Here is an 18,909-nt window from a genome sequence, read left to right as displayed (position 1 = left end):
AGGGAGGGAATGTTGTTGTTTTTTCAGAAACAGCTGAAAAAATCGGTCACTGCGGTCGCGGCCTTGTCGCTTGTTGTCGGACTTGCGCTGCCGGTCGCGCCTCATGTGTCGGCGGCTGCAATACCTGACGCCAAAGGACACTGGGCGGAGACACAGCTCCGCAACTGGAGTGACCTGCAATTTATTAACGGTTATTCCGACGGGTCATTGAAACCGGATTCAACGATCTCAAGAGCCGAATTTGTCGCCATTGTGAACAGAGTGTTCGGCTTCAGTGAGAAGAGCAGCGTCGGCTTTAAAGATGTCAAGCCTGAAGACTGGTATTACGACGACATCGCCAAAGCAGTAAAAGCAGGCTATTTGTCGGGCTATGAAGACAATACGATTCGCCCGAACGCAATGATTAGCCGCCAGGAAGTAGCCGTCATTCTGAACAATGTTATGAAGCTTCCCGCAGCGGACAAGCTCAAGTCGGCATCGTTTGCGGATGTGGAGCAGATTGCGGGCTGGAGCCGCGCGGCTGTTGAAGCGGTCACGGCACTGGGATATATGAACGGATATCCGGATGCGACGTATCAGCCTGCCAAATCGATCTCCCGCTCGGAAGCGGTCGTTACGCTCGACCGGGCCAAACAGATTACGGCCCGATTGATGCGCGCGGACAAGGCGGGCACCTATACGAGCCAGCCGGCCGATAACCTGATTGTCAGCGCGGCCGATACCCGGTTAGAGAATATGACGATTCCGGGAAACCTTGTGATTACAGAGGATGTCGGTGAAGGCAACGTAAATTTGAAGGGAGTCACCGTCAAAGGAAAAACCGTCATTCGCGGCGGCGGTCCGCACAGTATCATTTTCCAGGATTCGGTGCTGGGCGAAGTTGAAGTGAATAAGCCGAATGGCAACGTGAGACTTGTAGCGGAAGGGTCGACAACAAGTCAAGGCGTACAGATGAACTCGGGCGGCAGGCTCGAAAATAACGGCACCCAAGACCAAGCATTCGGTAATGTCACTATTTCTCCAAACGCTCCTTCCAATTCCTCCATTCAATTCGCAGGTAATTTCCAAAGTATTGACGTTCAAGGTAACGGTGTTTCGGTTCATGTAGAGCGCGGCAACGTAAAGGACCTGAAGGTGGATTCCAACGCTCAGGTAAACGTGCAAAGCGGAAGCATCGATAATCTGCTCGTAAACCAAAACGCTCCGCAAGCTCAGATTACTCTTAATGTGAATGCAACCGTAAAGAATGTAACGGTGAACTCTCCAGCAACATTAAGCGGTACGGGGGCTATCGAAAATGCTACCATCAATGCAAACGGGGCGAAAATTGATCCAACGCCAAAAAGCGTAAAGGTCGGTAACGGCGTTACGGCTAATGTCGGCGGCAAAGAAGTAAAGGGCAATGGCAATAACGGCAATAACGGCAATAACGGCAATAATGGCAACGGCAATAACGGCAATAACGGCAATAACGGGAATCAGGGTAACAACGGAAACGGAAACCCTGGCGGTGATAGTGGGAATTCGAATGACGATTCCGACACCACTGCACCAGCTGCTCCGAAAGGATTGAATGCAGCGGCAGGCAACGGACAAGTCGTTCTAACATGGAGTGCGAACACCGAATCCGACCTGAAGGGCTACCATGTATACCTCGGGGGCCAGAAGATTGCGGACAGTGTGACAGCAACGACGTACACCGTGTCGGGACTGACGAACGGAACGGCATACGCGTTCCAAATCAGCGCCGTGGACAAAGCCGGCAACGTGTCGGCGAAGACAGCGGAAGTGTCGGCGACACCGCAGGACGCTACTGCTCCGGCAGTACCGACAGGTCTGCAAGCAGCAGCAGGCAATGGACAAGTCGTTCTAACATGGAATGCGAACACCGAGTCCGACCTGAAAGGCTACCATGTATACCTCGGCGGCCAGAAGATTGCGGACAATGTGACAACACCGACGTATCTCGTAGCGGGACTGACGAACGGAACAGCATATACGTTCCAAATCAGCGCTATAGACAACGCTGGTAACGAATCGGCGAAGACAGCGGAAGTGTCGGCAACACCGCAAGACACGACTGCTCCGGCAGTACCTACAGGTCTGCAGGCAGCGGCAGGCAACGGACAAGTCGTTCTAACATGGAATGCGAGCACCGAATCCGACCTGAAGGGCTATCATGTATACCTCGGGGGCCAGAAGATTGCGGACAGTGTGACAGCAACGACGTACACCGTGTCGGGACTGACGAACGGAACGGCATACGCGTTCCAAATCAGCGCCGTGGACAAAGCCGGCAACGTGTCGGCGAAGACAGCGGAAGTGATGGCGACACCGCAAGCTCCACAGTCTCAGGAGCCTTTCTCCATACAAATTCTTGGTGTGAACGACCTGCACGGGAAGATCGATATTACGGAAGAAATCGATACGAACGGCGATGGAGTGAAAGAGAAGGTAGGCCGCATGGATTTCGTGGCGGCATACTTGAATCAGCGCAAAGCGACAAATCCAGAGAACACGATTATCGTCCATGCAGGCGATATGGTCGGCGGCTCTCCACCGGTATCCGCGCTGTTCCATGATGAGCCTACGGTTGAAATTATGGAAGCGATGGGCTTCCAGGTCGGTACCGTCGGCAACCATGAATTCGACGAAGGTACGACCGAGCTGCTTCGCTTGATCAAAGGCGGCGAACATCCGAAAGGCACGGCCAACTACGACGGCATCAACTTCCCGATGATTGCGGCCAATGTGAAATACAAGGAGAACGGCCAGCACGTGCTACCGCCTTATACGATTAAGGAAGTAGGCGGAGTCAAGATCGGCTTTGTCGGTGTCGTCACGAAAGCGGCAGCCGGTATGGTTATGCCGGGGGGTATTACCGACATCGAATTTACGGACGAAGCAGCCGCAGTTAACGAGGCTGTGGCGGAGCTGAAGCAGCAAGGCATTAAAGCGATCATCGTTCTTTCGCACATGGATGCGACGCAAAACGGAAGTGCCTTTACGGGCCCTGCTGCAGACCTAGCCAACCATGTGGATGATGAAGTCGACGTCATTTTTGCAGCGCATAACCATGTCATCAACAACGGTCTGGTCGATGGCAAGCTCATCGTCCAAGCGTACGAATACGGCAAAGCGTTCAGCGATGTGGAACTGATCGTTGACCCGGCAACGAAGGACATTATCAACAAGTCGGCTGAGATCGTATATGTCAAGCAGGACGGCGTAACGCCGGACCCGACAGTCAAAGCTATCATCGATAAGTATACGGAAGCGTTAGGACCGAAGCTGAACGAGGTGGTCGGTTACACGACGACAGAGCTGACCGGCAACTACACGAACACCGGCGACAATGCACTCGGTAACCTGATTGCGGACAGCATGAAGGCGTTTATGAACGCCGATTTCGCCATGATGAACGGCGGAGGCATTCGCGCAACGCTGGATCAGGGCGAAATTACCTGGGGCGAGCTGTTCAACATCATGCCTTTCGGCAACATCCTGATGAAGCTGGAGATCAAGGGCGAGGACCTGAAGCCGATCCTGGAAGCGCAGCTGAGTACGCGTTACGGTCCGGACTACAGTGTTGCAGGCCTGAGATATACGTACAATTTTGCTGAAAACAAGGTTGTCGACATAACGCTCCCGAACGGCACGCCGATCGATCCGGCAGCCACGTATACGCTCGTAACGAATAACTTTATGGCAACCTCGACAAGCGCTAAGTACAAGCCGATCGGAGAGCGCGGCAAAAATCCGGTCACCGGTCCCGAGGATTTGGAAGCCTTCGTAAGCTTCGTGAAAAGTCACGTTGGCCCGATTACGTACACGGCGGACGGACGTATTCGCTATGTCAATGAAATTACGGCTATGAACAACGCCGGGGCATCAGATACCGTTACGGTAACGAAATTGCTTGCAGGCAACACGGTCAAGGTGTACGCGACGGCGACTGCATCGGAGCCAATCGGTTTGGCGACGGTTGCAAGCGGGCAAACTTCGGTCGTTGTTACAGGCTTGAATTTTGGCTCGGTGGCAGGCGCAGTTTATGTGTCCAACACGGTCGGTTCCAATGAAGGACCGCGCTACACGATTTTGTATCAAGCGGAAACGTCAGCTATGACCGATACCGAAGCTGTTGCGGCGGATAAAGCTTCGTTGTCGCTGGGAGACACGAGTGCGGTAACTGCAAACATGTCGCTTCCCGGTTCCGGCGTAAACGGCACCTTGCTGACTTGGGAGTCTTCCAATCCGGCAGTTATTTCGAACAGCGGTATCGTTACACGTCCTTCAAGCGAAGCCGGCGATGCAGTTGTGACGCTGACGGCAACGATTTCGAAGGGAACGGCAACGGATACGAAGCAGTTCACAGTAACCGTTAAAGCGGAAGGAGCCACACTTCCGACTATCGCACAGATTCGCGCACTTGCCGATGGTACGAGCGCAACGACCCGCGGGGTCGTTACGGCAGCCTTCGGTACGTCAAAGAAGAACATTTACATTCAGGACGGTACGGCCGGTATTTATGCTCATAACGTCAGCATGGGGCTGGCCGAGGGCGATTACATCGAAATAACCGGCAAGAAGATTACCTTCGCTTCCTCCGGCGAAGTCGAGTTTGACAACGGCGGCGCAGTAACGAAGCTGGGCACTCAGACAGTGCCGGCACCGAAGGAAATTACGCTGGATCAAATGGCACAGCATTACGGTGAGCTTGTGGTCATTAAGAATGTTCAGATCGCCAATATGACATCCAGTCAGTTTGAGATGCAAAAGGACGGCCTCAGCTTCCTTGCCTATGCCGCTAAAATGAGCGTTTCCTTGGCTGGTCTCGCGAACGGGGAAAAGGTTGACGTTACCGGTATTGTATCCATTTATGGCGGCAAGCCTCAACTGTACCCGCGCAGACCCGAAGACATCGTGAAGGTAGCAACGCTAAGCGATCAACAAATTGTAGATGGGGATCAAGCGGCACTCGATCTCGGCGACATCAGCGCAATTACAAGCAATCTGACGCTTCCGGCGCAAGGCGGACTCGGCTCGACGATTACGTGGTCCTCCGATAAGATGGATATCATCAGCAGCAACGGTGCTGTTGTTCGTCCGACGAAAGCGCAAGGTAACGCAATCGTTGTATTGACGGCGACGTTGACGAAGAACGAGGCTGCTGCGACGAAAACGTTCAATGTTACCGTGCTTGCATTGTCAATGACGGATGCAGAAGCCGTTCAGCAGGCTTTGAATGACATTGCCATTGATTTTGACGGAGTACAGAGCACCATCGGACTTCCGGCGGCCGGCTCGGAGAACACGAGCATCGCTTGGGCTTTGAAGGATGCAGGCCAAGCGTCGATCATCAATATTGCACAAGGTACGGTGAATCGCCAAGGGCTGGCAGCCGATACCGACGTCGTACTCGTTGCGACGGCAGCGCGCGGCGATGTAACGCAAAGCAAAGAAATTACGGTTAACGTGAAGAAAGATGATGTGCCGCCGACAGTAACATTGGTATCGGCTGGCTCTGTCCTGATCGGCAGCGATGTAACAGCGAAGAGCAGCGAGCAGGGAGCTCTTTACCTCGTGCTCTCATCGGCAGCGCCGATTACTGCTGCGGATTTGGACGGTCTGGTGACAGAAGGCAAGGGTAAGAAAACGAATGTTGCTGCCGCCAATACAGATGCAGCCATCGCTACGGCCGGTCTGGAGGCAGGCTCGTACAAATTGTATGCAGTGGACACCGTTGGCAACGTATCGACGGAAACCCCGTTGGTGTTCCTTGCAACGGAGCTGCAGAATGTTTCGGTGCCTACCGTGAACCCGGTGGACGATACGCAAACCGTTGTTACCGGCTTAACGATGCCGAACGCAACGATCCTCGTTTACACGGGCGTTACGAAGCTCGGTGAAGCAGCGGCGAATGGAGCAGGCTCTTACAGTGTAACGCTGACAGGAGCGCAAGAAGCAGGAACGCTTCTCGAAGTGAAAGCGACGCTGAACGGCAACGTCAGTGCACCGGTTTATGCACTTGTGTTTGACGATGCAACGCCAAACGCGCCGGTTCTGACTGCCGATGCGACGCAGAACGTTGCAGGCCAACCGGTCGAAATCACCTTCGCCGACAATGCCGCTTGGAGAAGCAAGATCAAATCGGTCAAAGTGGCGGGTACCATTCTCGCGACAAGCCAGTACGCAGTGGAAGCCGGCAAAATCACACTGAATGCTTCCTTGTTCGCGGAAACCGGTTCTTACAGTGTGGTTGTGGAAGCCAACGGATATAAGTACGCGACGGTAATGCAAGGTATTGCCGGAGGAACGCTTCCACAGCTCCCGGCACCGGCGAATCTGAACGTATCCGGCACGGTTGTAGCTTGGGATAACGTGACGAATGCAACCGGGTATGAAGTTACGGTTTTCGACAGCACCTATGCCGAAGTGAAGAAAGTAAGCATCGGGACTGCGTCGATCGACCTTGCAGCTCAATCACTCACATCAGGGGAATACACAGTTAAGGTTAAGGCTCTTGGCGACGGTGTGAATTACAGCAGTTCAGCGCTATCCGCCGCTTCCGGTGCAGTCATTATAGAAGATGTAGTAGTTCCGGATACGACGGCACCAGTAGTCAACACGCTCGCCCCGGCCAACAACGCTGCGAATGTCGGAGTTGACGCTAACCTCGTACTAACCTTTAACGAAAACGTAACTGCGGCAGCAGGTAAACAAATTACGATCAAGAAAGTTTCAAATGACAGCGTTGTGGAGTCGGTGTATGCATCGGATGCCAATGTTGAGGTATCTGGAGCTGTCGTCACCATCGATCTGATTGCGGACTTGGAAAACGGAGTCACGTATTACGGAGAAGTGGAACCCGGCGCCTTTCGCGATATTGCAGGCAATGGCTTCGCAGGAATTTCAGGTAAGTCGAATTGGACGTTCACCACTGTTTCCGGGGCGAGTTATGCGACAGATCTGTTCTTCTCGGAATACGTAGAGGGTTCGTCGAACAATAAGGTAATTGAAATTTATAATGGAACCGGCACAACGGTAAATTTAGCACCGTACACAATCGAGCTTTACGTGAATGGCAAATCGACCGTGCAATCGTCCCTAACTCTATCGGGAACTCTGGATCATCATGCAGTTCATGTCATTGCTCACGGCTCAGCTGCCGCCGCTTTCAAGCCTGCAGGGACCCAAGTAAATAGTACTGTCACAGCTTATAACGGTGATGATGTCCTGGTGTTGAGAAAGAATGGCGAGGTAGTTGATTCCATCGGTCAAATTACAAGTCTTGTAAAGTTCGGTGAAAATGTGACCCTCCGTCGAAAGTCGACGGTTCGGAGCGGGGATACGAATGCACAAGACACGTTTACGGCAGCTACCGAATGGGACCAATTCCCAATAGACACATATGATGGCCTTGGTTTTCACACGATGAACTAATCAAAGGAGGTATAACCACTTGAAAGCACCACGCAAGCTTTTACACCTCGGGCTTGCACTCGCGCTTGCGCTCCCGTCCATTTGGACGGGAAGCAGCGCCGTGCATGCGATCGGACCGAACGACCCGGCTCCGGTCATCGAGCCTGCAACTCCGAACGGTAAAAAAGTTCTGTTTGACAACACTCACGGCCAAACGGCAGGTGCGGCGGATTGGGTCATCGACGGCGGCTTCAGTGATTTTGCCAATGCAATCGCCCAGGAAGGCTATTATGTCAAGGAGCTGCGGAAAACCGCTCCGATTACTTACGACGATTTGAAAGATTACGACGTCTTCGTCATCCCTGAAGCGAACATACCTTACAAAACCTATGAGCAGGATGCGTTGCTCGAATACACGAAAAAAGGCGGCAGCATCTTCTTCATCGGTGACCACTACAACGCAGACCGTAACCTGAACCGTTGGGATTCTGCGGAAGTGTTTAACGGCTATCGCCGCGGCGCATTCGGCAACCCGACGAAAGGGATGTCTGCCGAGGAAGCGAATTCCATTGGGATGAAGGACGTAACAAGCACGGACTGGCTGGCGCAAAATTTCGGTCTTCGCTTCCGTTACAACTCGTTCGACAACGATACGTATGCGAAAACCATCGTAAAGCCGGAGCAAACCTTCGGCATTACGAAGAATGTGTCTACCGTTGCTATGCACGCCGGCGGTACGCTGGCGATTGTTAACCCGAAGATTGCCAAAGGTCTCCTGTACCTTCCGACGACGGGGCCGGATCTTCGCCCTTGGAACAATGCAGTCGATCAAGGAATCTACATGGGAGGCGGAGTAGCCGAAGGCCCTTATGCAGCAATTTCCAAGCTGCAGCTGGGCAAAGCGGCGTTCATCGGCGACTCGTCGCCGGTGGAGGACAAAACCCCGAAGTACGTTTATGAAACAACGGGCGGTAAGAAAACAACCTATGACGGATTTAAAGAAGTCGACGACGCCAAGCTGCTGATCAACATCATCAATTGGCTGGCCAAGAAGGAGACGTACACCAGCTTCGACCAAATTGACGGACTGGAATTGGACGAGCCTACTCCGCTGCTGGCTATGGAAAATCCGGCTTCCAGCACGGAGCCTCAGCCTGAGCCTTGGAGCACACCTCCTTCCGGATACAAGTGGTGGGACCAATCGACCTTCAAGCCCGGTTCATACGGCAGCTCGGTTGCTCCGGACGACACCTCAAGCGGAGGAATTGCGGGCGATTTCTCCTTCATAGCGCCGACTGTGGTGAATGACGGAGAAGAATTCACGGTAACGGTATCCGGCTTGAAGGCAGCGGCGAGCAGCTCAATTACACTTGAGATTGGCGTTTACTTGCCGAGCGGCGGTGCGCAGATTGGACTTGTCAAGAAAGACGATGGTACATGGCCGACAACTTACGGCTATAACAAGTTCACAGTAACTACTGATGCTAGCGGCAATTTCTCTAAAGTTCTAACACTCAAGACAAAACCGGGAACTACAGGCTCGGCCAACATTCGCCTTCGCAAAGACGGCGATAACGTCTACCAGACAACCGCAGTAACAATTAATTAACAACAGGGGGACTCCCTCCCCTTTGAACAAGCCAAAGGACCTCAATTTCCACTGTAAAGTGGGAAGTGAGGTCCTTTTACAATTACAAGCAGCTTTCCAAAATCGCCTTCACATCTTGCTTGTCCAGCTTCTTAAACGAACCGATCGGTCCGAAGCGAACCGCCTCCTCGGCCATTCGATCCAACGACTCCGCTCCGATTCCGACATCCTTCAGCGTTGCAGGGGCCCCGATACTCGTGAAGAACGCACGCGTCGCTTCAATGCCGGCAATAGCCATGTCCTCATCCGAACGATCCTCACGCTCAATCCCCCATACACGCTCTGCATACTGTACAAAACGATCCACACGTTCTTTATAAACATACCGCATCCAATTCGGGAAAACGATCGACAGTCCGGCCCCGTGGGCAATATCGTAAATCGCGCTAATTTCATGCTCGATACCATGAGAGGCCCAGTCGTTTTGCATACCGACCGAGATCATGCCTCCGTTCAACGCATACGTGCCGCACAACATCAAATTTTCGCGGGCTTCGTAGTTTTGTGGCTCTTTAATAGCGACTGGGGCGTTTTCCACAACCGTGCGAAGAATGGATTCGCAGAACCGCTCTTGAAGCGGAGTGTTCGTGGTTAAGCTAAAATATTGCTCAAACACGTGCGACATGATGTCGACTGCACCGTTCGCTGTCTGATTTGCCGGGACCGTAAAAGTCAGCTCCGGATCCAGAATCGAGAATTGCGGATATGCATGGATCGAACCGAAGGAGCGCTTCTGCTTCTCTTCCCAATTCGTAATAACGGAATTCCCGTTCATCTCAGAACCGGTTGCAGACAATGTCAAAATGGTTCCGAGGGGCAGCGCCTCCTGAATCTCGGCACGGTGCATGCAGAAGTCCCACACGTCGCCTTCATAGGGAACCCCTACGGCTACAGCTTTGGCCGCATCGATGACACTGCCGCCCCCTACAGCCAGAATAAACGTAACGTTATGCTCGCGGCACAATTCGATGCCACGCTTCACCGTAGTCAGCCTTGGGTTGGGCTCGACGCCGGATAGCTCTTGAACGGCAGCGCCTATCCCCTTCAGCTGCTCCATGACCTTATCATACAAACCGGATTTCCGAATACTTCCTCCTCCATACACGAGCAGGATCGAGGTTCCGTAAGGTGCGACTTGCGCGCCCAGCTGCTCAACACCATGACGCCCGAAAATCAGCTTCGTCGGATTGTGAAACCGAAAAGAGTTCATGACAGCCTCCTAAAGGTTAGTTATTCGTACAAGACATAGCATACCGACAAAATCAATCCACATGCAAATGCCCAAACCACATGTAATGCTTCTGCATAAGATATAGTGGAAATTTACGTTTTCGGCATCGATATGTCCGCCTATTCGGCGAGTTGAATTTCCGGAGAGGAGAACTCGTATGAGCAAGCCCAACAAACGACGAAAGTCCACCTCCGGCCAATACGTTAGCCCGCAAATAAATGAGCTGGAATGGCTGGATGAAGAAGTTGAAGTGAAGCCTGCTTCTGCCAAGAAAAATATGAAAAACCGGAAATCGGCAAGCAAAATTAAAGCCAAGGTTAAAAAGAAAGGTCCTACCGCCAAGATCAAAGTTATTGACTCTATACCGAATCATGCGTATTCTTCCGAAGCGTCTGATTCCGCCAAAAGCCGATACAGCGCTCCCCCGGCGCCGCCGCTTCTGTTATTGAACAAGTCAAAGCCGCGCTATCCACGTTCCGCTTGGGTCAAAGATTTATTAGGCATCGACCCTTGGGCGATTACTAATGACGATACAATAGCGAGTGCGATCGATAAGTTCCAGAAGGGATTAGATAACATCCTTCAACCCAAAAGGCCGGTAGTTATCGATGTTGAATCGGAAGTAAAAGACAAATCGGAGAATCAGCCCGAAGCCAAGCTGAACACTGAAGAAGTTATGGAGAAAAGAGAACTGCAGCAATACGGTCTAATTCCCTTTGTGCTCGAACAGTCTAACCTATGGTTGGATATTGCAATAACCTACGAGCAGCCTTTTGCCGATCTACAATATGCTTTTGTAGCAACGACAGATATTGAAGGCTGCCGCACGGTCATCGTTCACAAAGAGCCGGGCCAAATCTTCGTAAGAATTATTCGGGAAAGTTCGCAACCTCGACTCCAAGGACAATTAAACTGGATTGCAATTGGACATAGAGCACAAGTTCCGTCATTCGTTTGATAAGTACATTTTTGCCAACAGCTGCCGAAAAGCCAGGTAGCTGTTGGCTTTTTCCAGCAACAGCAGCAGGATGAACAGAAGTAGGGGAGTGGAATTATTGAAGCAGTAGCAATAATAGCAGAAAAAGCGGCAGAGCCAGAAGCAGAAGTCGATGTGAAAATGAAGCGAAAGAGATACACAGGTACATATCAGTAAATAAGACATAAAAGTTGGAGTTGGAGTTGGAGTTGTCGGAGTATTGGCCTACTTATATGCTTCCTGTCTCTATTATCCCATTCGCTCAGAAAATAGAGATTAGGAAGAAGAGAGATTCAGAAAAGTGTAAACAACAGATCCATAACAGCCAACAAAGACAGCCAACAAAGACAGCCAACAAAGACAGCCAACAAAAACAAACACAAATTCAAATGGTGCAAAGATGCCCGATCTTGTTCAAGCGGCAAGTAATGATGATCGTTCGGAATTAACCTTTACCGGGGAAGATGAGCATACGGAGGCCTTTAATAGACAGAGCATATCTCCGGTTTCGGCGGACGTAATGTTGTACCGGTAGCAGTATTCATTCAAGTAAGCTTGCAAATGGCGTCTTCCGATCCCTCGGTGTGTTGACCAAATGCACTCTCGAATGTGTCTCCAACGGGTATGATAAGCAGGAGGGCGATCATGTCCGAAACGTCGCGGGTAAATGCTCACTTCCTGAACGTTTTGTCCGATGTGCTGTTCGCGGAAAGCGGTAATGCCCAGTTTTAAAATACTTCTACCGCTCAAATGATCGTTGGAGATGAGCTTGATTTTCATATATTGGGGATTTCGGGCAGGAGTTAACGAAGCGGATATCCATACAGGATGTTCTTGTTTATGCCGGTAAATAGTAGGGTTGTAGGGCCGGCCGTAAATCTCGGAAAATGCGCGTACATCACCCTGCAGAGGCAGCGAAGCGTCAAGATGGCCGATAGCATGACGGATCTTATGAAGAATGAGCCACGCGGTTTTGTAGGTAACGTGAATAACACGACCCAGCTTCGCGGCGCTAAGACCGGTATCGCAATTGGTAAGCAAATACAAGGCCAGAAACCACTTCGTTAGCGGAGTACGACTGCCCTCCATAATCGTTCCGGCGATTGCGGAAGTCTGATGACGGCAAAGGCGGCACTCGAAGAGTGGGTGACGTCTAGATTGAATCGTGTAAGAAGAACGGTGACCGCATCTTGGACAAATAAACCCGTCGGGCCATTTTAATTGAACGAGTTGTTGAATACATGCAGTCTCGGTTTCGAACCTATTCTTGAAGTTTTGCAAGCTCATCTTGTAAAACATGAATCATCCAGCTCCTTTACCCATGACATTGACATTATACCAAACAAACGTTCTTGTATCAACTAAATTTTGTAATATTTTAGAAATATCAATTTTGGTAGTACCTGAGTGAAGGGGATAGTAGAAATAGGGGAGCGAAAGAGTAATTTACGTCGGCTTAGGGTCTCAGTATTTTTACATAATCAGTCTCCAGGGAGAAGCCGTCCAGTTTCGTCTCAGTGATCAAGATTCCTAGCACGCAACGAATGACCAGACGTTCAACACCCAGTCCAAATGTACAGGGCTCATTATCTCCAGCCCAATGAGGTTTTTTTCGAACGTCATCTTTCGAACATCAGTCCCGGATACGGCGATTGACTTACGCTAACATGGCTAAGAGATCGTGTTAGCTTCGAAATCATGGCCTGTTAACGGCAATTAATGGAACTCTAGGTAAACGCACATTTTGTCTGAAGAAGGCAACTGCCCTAATGGCATAAGCATATGTTACAAGTGTCAGATATTCAGGGGAAGGGGCTTTCCATGTGAAGAAGCGAAACAAGTTTCAGTATCTGGACGCTCGAGTGAACGAGCTGAAGTTTATTGACGATAGGGCGAAGCCTGCAAAGGATCCGAATAAAATTGCCGCTACGACCAAGTCAACGGTTGTCAAAAAGGTCACTGAAGATGCAATTATGAACGAAGATAACTTATTCGACTATGATGAACCGAAAGCCAAGGTCGCCCAAGTCGCCGAAACAGCCGTACCAACAGAGAAGACGTCCTCGGCAAAACCGCTGTCCGGCAAACAGCAGCCGGCAGGACCGGATTCGGTAAGGCCTCCGTCTAAGCTGCCGGCGCCGCTCCTTCTGCTGAATGAACGAAAGGCTGTAAAATCCCAAGCGGTGGTGTACACGGACGATTTAGTGGATGAAGCGGTAACGGAAGAGAAGCTCGCAAACCGATCGATCGACGAACGGAAAATAAAGCCGCAAAGTATTGGTGGACGCGCCATTATGGATTTGTCTATCGACCATACGAAGCTCGCCGATGCCAGTGTGACGAGAAGCAAAATCGCGGAAGGCGCGGTCAATGAAGAACATGTTGCAGATCTGTCGATAAGCGGTGACAAAATTCGTGACCGCTCGATATCCGGCGATAAATTGCTGGATAACAGCATTACGTCCGATAAGCTCGCGGATAAAACGATAGATGCGGTAAAAATTGCGCCGGGAGCGATCCAGCCGCATCATTTGGCCCCATTGACCATTACGAAGGAATTGCTGGGCGATCAGGCTGTAGATGCTTCGAAAATCAAGAGCGGGGCCATCGATTCGCCTCAGCTGGCGAACGGTGCCGTCGACTCTGCGAAGCTTGGCGAAGGGGCAGTTACCGAATCCAAGCTGGCGAACGGTGCGGTTACCGCTAGTAAGCTAGCTCCGAATAGTGTGAGTGCCGAGCATTTGACACCAGGTTCAGTGAGAGCGGAGATATTGGGCGAAAATAGTGTGATGGGTTATCATATCGCTCAGGGGCAGATTGCCGGGAAGCATATCACATTTGGCGCGATTGAAATTGAACATTTGGCGGAAGGCGCCATCGGAGGTTCGAAGCTGGCTCCCGGCTCGATCAGAGCGGATCATCTGCCTCATGAATTGATTGAAGGCTATCACATTGCGGATTCGGCGATTTTTGAGTCGCATCTCTCTGATCAAGCGGTGTCGGGCGCCAAGCTCGCCGACGGTGCGGTAGGCGCCAATCACGTTAGCCGCGGGGCGATTCATACGGATACGATTGCCGATGGAGCGGTAACTTCCAATAAGCTGGCGCCGGGATCAGTCGGAAGCGAGCAATTGGCCGCGCGATCGGTCACCGCCGAGCATCTGGCCGACGGGCTGCTTCGTTCGACGCACTTAAGCTCCAACAGCGTCGGTACGGCTCAGCTGCAGGAGCAATCGGTAACGACTTGGGTACTGCGTGATGAAGGGGTAACCGCCGATAAAATTGCAGCCGGAGCTATACGCAAGCAGCATATCGCCGACAGCGCCGTCGGCTCGAACCAGCTTGCAACGGGTGCGGTCGGAGGCGAGAAGATTGCCAAACGCTCCATTTACAGCGCACACCTCGTGCCGGGAGCGGTTCAAGCGGAGCATATTCAAGATCAAGCCATTACTTCCGCATTGCTCAGGGATCGTTCCATCACCGCCGAGAAGCTGCTTCCGGGGGCGATCGGCCCTCAACAGCTTGCAAGCGGAGCTGTTAACGCTGCTCATATTGCCAAGGGAGCGGTAGGGCCGGATCATATCGGCAAAGGTTCCATCGCATCCAAGCATATATCGGCCGCAGCGATCGGCGCGCAGCATATGAAGGAGCAGTCGATCGATTCGGCGCTGCTGCAAGACGGCGCCGTAACGAGTGCGAAGCTTGCGGCGAACGCCGTGCAAAGCGAGCATATCGGTCAAGGTGCAATCGGCTCGGAGCAGCTCGCGGAAAGCTCGGTAACTGCGGACCGGATTGCGGCGGAAGCCGTAGGGACACAGCATATTCAGCAAAAAGCCGTCACTGCCGAACATATCGTACCTGGAGCCATTACGACGAATTTGCTGCAAAATCAATCCGTTACAGGTGCCAAGCTGGCGCCTGGCGCCGTAACGCGCGATCACCTGGAGGACGGGACGATCACGACGAAGCAGCTTGCTGTCCATGCCGTAACTACGTCCATCCTGGCTGCCGAAGCGGTTTCGAGCGACAAACTGACGGATTCTGCGGTAACCGCTGCGAAGTTGGCCAACGGGGCCGTTACCGGCGACAAGCTGGCATCGGATGCCGTGGACGGCAGGCATATCCGTCCGGAAGCAATTGACACCATTCACTTGAAAAGGCAGGCGGTTACTTTCGATGCGATGGCGCCGAATTCGGTCGGTGCCGATATTTTGCAGAACGGTTCCGTCACCCGCGACAAACTGGCGGGCAGCAGCATCAGCAGCGATAAGCTCGATGTCCGCGCCGTTAAATCGGTGCATCTGTCGCCGGAATCGGTCGAGGCGCTCCACATCAAGGACGGCGCCATTCAGCCCCGGCACCTCGGGGATTTGCTGCTGACCAGCGAGAGACTGGCGGACGGCAGCGTAACGGCAGGGAAACTGGCTGACAAGTCTGTGGACGAAACGAAGCTGAGCTTCGTGCCCGTACAGGCGGCAGCGGGCTCTTCGAACGTCATGCAGCAGGCTGGAATCGCGGCCTTTACGATACCGGCCGAGCAGACTGAAGTGGAGGTTCCAATCGCGCTGGCGGAGCCGTTCGGGGACCAAGCGTACGTCGTCGTGGCGATGAGCGACCGTCCCGAATGCTTCGCCGTATTGCGAGCAAGAGAGCGCGACAGCGTCGTAATCAGCTTGATTCGGATGTATGCGGGGGCGCGCCCCCTGGAAGGAAGCGTTCATTGGATGGCCTTCGGGTCGAAGGCATAACTTCATACAACACGGTTCGGACAATCGCCGAAGGCGGTTGTCCTTTTATTTTCGGGGGCAATTGTACATTTTCAGACAGGCAAGGTATTCGTCCAAGTCCGCAGGGATGGCCTGGCATAAACTACAAAGTGAAGGCATTCAAACCACTCATAGGAAGGGTGAACCGTTGTGAAGATTCGCAAAGCGATTATTCCAGCGGCCGGCCTGGGCACCCGGTTTTTGCCGGCGACGAAGGCGATGCCGAAGGAAATGCTGCCGATCATCGATAAACCGACCATTCAATTTATCGTGGAAGAAGCAGTCGCTTCGGGAATCGAAGATATTATCGTGGTAACGGGCAAAGGGAAACGGGCTATTGAAGATCATTTCGACGCGGCACCTGAACTTGAGTCTCACTTGGAAGAAAAGGGGAAGCACGGATTGCTTCGTAAAGTGAAGGAAGCGTCCGAGCTGATCGACATCCACTATATTCGGCAGAAGGAGCCGAAGGGGCTCGGGCATGCCATTTGGTGCGCGAGACATTTTATACAGGATGAACCGTTTGCGGTGCTTCTGGGGGATACGTTCATTGATTCGGAAACGCCATGCCTAAAGCAGATGATCGATTGCTACAATCGGTATAAGACTTCTGTCGTCGGCGTGCAGCGAGTGGATCCGAACCATGTGTCGAACTACGGGATTGTTGACGTGAAAACGATCGATGATGGTTTTCATGCCGTAACACGTCTGATCGAGAAGCCAAAGCCGGAGGATGCGCCGACAAACTTGGCCATGATCGGCCGATACGTGCTGACCCCGAGGATATTTGAGATGCTCGAGAAGCAGGAAGCGGGGGTCGGTCAAGAAATCCAGTTAACCGATGCAATCGCAGCTTTACATCAATTTGAAGCGGTTTACGCATGCGAGGTTCAAGGAACTTGGCATGACGTCGGCGACCATCTGGGATACGTGAAGGCGACGATTGCCCTGGCCGCCAAACGGGAAGATCTTCGCGAGAAGCTGACAAAGGAGCTGCGCGACTTGCTATAACAAGGAGGGAGTACGATGATCGAACCGCTGTCGACACGCCGCCCTCACCTTGTTATCGTGAGAGCCGGCGAGCTTTCGCTTCACCGGGAATGGCTTAGCCTGGACGGTGAGCGAACGTTTGACTTGTGGATCAGTTATTACGGCGATCAGCCGGGAAAATATGCGGGGGAAGCTGAATATTACAGCGAGTCAAAAGGAAGCAAGTACCCCGCTTTGTTCGAGCTGATCGCTGCGAATCAGCAGGTGATATTTCAGTATGAGTCCGTTTGGCTCGCCGATGACGATCTGCGGGTCGACGGCGGAACGCTGAACCGGATGTTCGAAATGTTTCACGATCGCAGCCTGCGACTGGCAGTTCCGGCTTTTACCCAAAACGCACCGTGTCCGGTTATGAGCCGGCGGCTGGACTATAGTGTGAGATATGCGCACTATGTTGATGCTCGGGCACCGCTGTTTTCCCGGGAGTCGCTTCAGTTGTGCTGGCCTACATTTGGCAGAAGCTTGACCGGTCTTCATCTCGGGCTTGTCTGGGCAAAGCTGCTCGGCTATCCGGAACGTGGCATCGCTATTCTGGACAGTACGCCGGTGAAACACTCTCGTCCAGTCGGAGAAGGAGATCAATACAGAGCTGTCACACAGCTGTATGGAACTGCTCACGTCAACGGTTACGATGCCGCCATTCTTGCGGAATTCGGCGTCGATCCCGCCAATGCCGGGAACGTCTCCTTCTACGACGGGGAGAAAGCATGGAATCCTTGGCTTGCTCCCGTTACGAAGGAAAGCAGGGTCAAGCGGAATACGTCTTCCGGAAAAATGGCAGGCGGCGGCCGTATCGGGAAAAAAAAGAGCAAGCGGAACAAAGCGCCGGTGCGACGTTCGGGAGCACGCATGCGTACACGCATACGCACGGGCTTCCGATCTCGCAAGAGGAAATTGACCTCTGTACGGAAATTGCGTGCGATTCCTAAAACCGCTAGCCGACGAAACGTTCGTACCAAAAGGAGGGCTGCATAATGCTGTTCTGTACGGTCGCGGGCCCTGCGCAGATGAACGGGGCTGTCGTGCTGGCACGTTCGGTGAAGGAGCATCATCCGGAGGCACGGTTTGTACTGTGTCTGGTTGATTGTTTTAAGCCCATGTCCTCCGCGCTGCCTTTCGACGAAGTCGTTAGCGTCGGCAATAACGGACATCCGATTGATTCCACCGAGAGCTTAGCTGCTGTGAAAGCTTTCCTGCTCAGCCGGCTGCTGAGCAATAATGACCCTATTGCTGCTCATGAAGAGGAGCGGGTCATCTATATGGACCCGGATATGAGGCTGTTCGCTCCCGTCCACGAACTTACGATCTGGACGGAGCGCAAGGCCGTGCTGGCCGCCCCGTTCCGGCTTGAGCCGGAACCTGCCGAACGGGATAACCGGGAAATTGAAAGACTGCGCAGTGGCTATTTGCACGGGGGGTTCGCCGCCCTGCGTAAGTGCGAGGAGTCTCGGCGATTCCTATCCTGGTGGTCGTCTCATATTGAGCAAAGCTTATACGGACCTGACCGGGAAACGTTTGCCGGCGACAAATGGCTCAGTGTCGGGATGGTGCCGTTCCGGCTTGCACTGCTTCGCCATCCGGCCTACCAGGCGGCAGCCTGGAATGTCGACGAAGAGGGCCGGCGGGTGAGTGCAGCGCCGTGGGGCGGGTACAACGTCGGAGGCGAGGCGCTTCGCTCCTTCTGCTTCTCCAATCCGGGAGGACTGCTCGACGAGCAGCGCGCCGACCCGGTAATCGCTCGACTCGTTGCCGAATATGAACAAGAGCTGGCTCATGCGGCACAATTGCTCGGCTAATCTCTACAGAAAAAGGAGGC

At 52.7% G+C, this 18,909-nt stretch carries 9 protein-coding genes; 7 read left to right on the top strand and 2 right to left on the bottom strand.

Going from position 1 to position 18,909, the window contains the following annotated elements:
• Positions 1 to 15 precede the first annotated feature (15 nt).
• Together ACFFK0_RS09545 and ACFFK0_RS09540 are read left to right on the top strand one after the other, a co-directional pair.
• The gene (locus ACFFK0_RS09545; protein WP_377469909.1) at positions 16 to 7,443 is read left to right on the top strand and encodes an immunoglobulin-like domain-containing protein; all 7,428 of its coding nucleotides are present in this window, start codon (positions 16 to 18) and stop codon (positions 7,441 to 7,443) included.
• A gap of 19 nt (positions 7,444 to 7,462) precedes the next feature.
• Complete coding sequence (locus ACFFK0_RS09540; protein WP_377469908.1) at positions 7,463 to 9,031, top strand: DNA-binding protein; 1,569 nt, start codon at positions 7,463 to 7,465, stop codon at positions 9,029 to 9,031.
• Positions 9,032 to 9,113: 82 nt separating this feature from the next.
• On the opposite strand, the gene ACFFK0_RS09535 is transcribed toward ACFFK0_RS09540, so the two are convergent.
• Positions 9,114 to 10,280 carry an iron-containing alcohol dehydrogenase gene (locus ACFFK0_RS09535; protein ID WP_377469907.1) on the bottom strand — a complete coding sequence of 389 codons (1,167 nt, stop codon included), beginning with the start codon at positions 10,278 to 10,280 and terminating at the stop codon, positions 9,114 to 9,116.
• A 178-nt stretch (positions 10,281 to 10,458) separates the two neighbouring features.
• On the opposite strand from ACFFK0_RS09535, the gene ACFFK0_RS09530 reads away from it, so the two are divergent.
• Positions 10,459 to 11,259 (top strand): WIAG-tail domain, encoded by an 801-nt coding sequence (locus ACFFK0_RS09530; protein WP_377469906.1) that lies wholly within the window; start codon positions 10,459 to 10,461, stop codon positions 11,257 to 11,259.
• Positions 11,260 to 11,691: 432 nt separating this feature from the next.
• On the opposite strand, the gene ACFFK0_RS09525 is transcribed toward ACFFK0_RS09530, so the two are convergent.
• Positions 11,692 to 12,576 (bottom strand): transposase, encoded by an 885-nt coding sequence (locus tag ACFFK0_RS09525; RefSeq protein ID WP_377469905.1) that lies wholly within the window; start codon positions 12,574 to 12,576, stop codon positions 11,692 to 11,694.
• A gap of 524 nt (positions 12,577 to 13,100) precedes the next feature.
• Between ACFFK0_RS09525 and ACFFK0_RS09520 the strand changes: the two genes are divergently transcribed.
• The 4 genes from ACFFK0_RS09520 (at position 13,101) to ACFFK0_RS09505 (ending at position 18,889) form a co-directional block, all read left to right on the top strand.
• Positions 13,101 to 16,025 carry a WIAG-tail domain gene (locus ACFFK0_RS09520; RefSeq protein ID WP_377469904.1) on the top strand — a complete coding sequence of 975 codons (2,925 nt, stop codon included), beginning with the start codon at positions 13,101 to 13,103 and terminating at the stop codon, positions 16,023 to 16,025.
• A 168-nt stretch (positions 16,026 to 16,193) separates the two neighbouring features.
• Positions 16,194 to 17,054: a UTP--glucose-1-phosphate uridylyltransferase GalU gene (gene galU / locus ACFFK0_RS09515; RefSeq protein ID WP_377469903.1), complete on the top strand. Its 861-nt coding sequence runs from the start codon at positions 16,194 to 16,196 to the stop codon at positions 17,052 to 17,054.
• Between the two features lie 15 nt (positions 17,055 to 17,069).
• Positions 17,070 to 18,068, top strand: a complete 999-nt coding sequence (locus ACFFK0_RS09510) for a hypothetical protein (RefSeq protein WP_377469902.1) — start codon at positions 17,070 to 17,072, stop codon at positions 18,066 to 18,068.
• Complete coding sequence (locus tag ACFFK0_RS09505) at positions 18,068 to 18,889, top strand: glycosyltransferase family protein (protein ID WP_377469901.1); 822 nt, start codon at positions 18,068 to 18,070, stop codon at positions 18,887 to 18,889. Before ACFFK0_RS09510 ends, ACFFK0_RS09505 begins: the two co-directional genes overlap by 1 nt.
• Positions 18,890 to 18,909: the final 20 nt, after the last annotated feature.

The sequence above is a fragment of the Paenibacillus chartarius genome (genome assembly GCF_042432825.1).
Classification (GTDB): Bacteria; Bacillota; Bacilli; order Paenibacillales; family NBRC-103111; genus Gordoniibacillus; species Gordoniibacillus chartarius.
The sequence above is the reverse complement of the archived record's forward strand: the minus strand, read 5'-3'. Positions and strand labels throughout refer to the sequence as shown.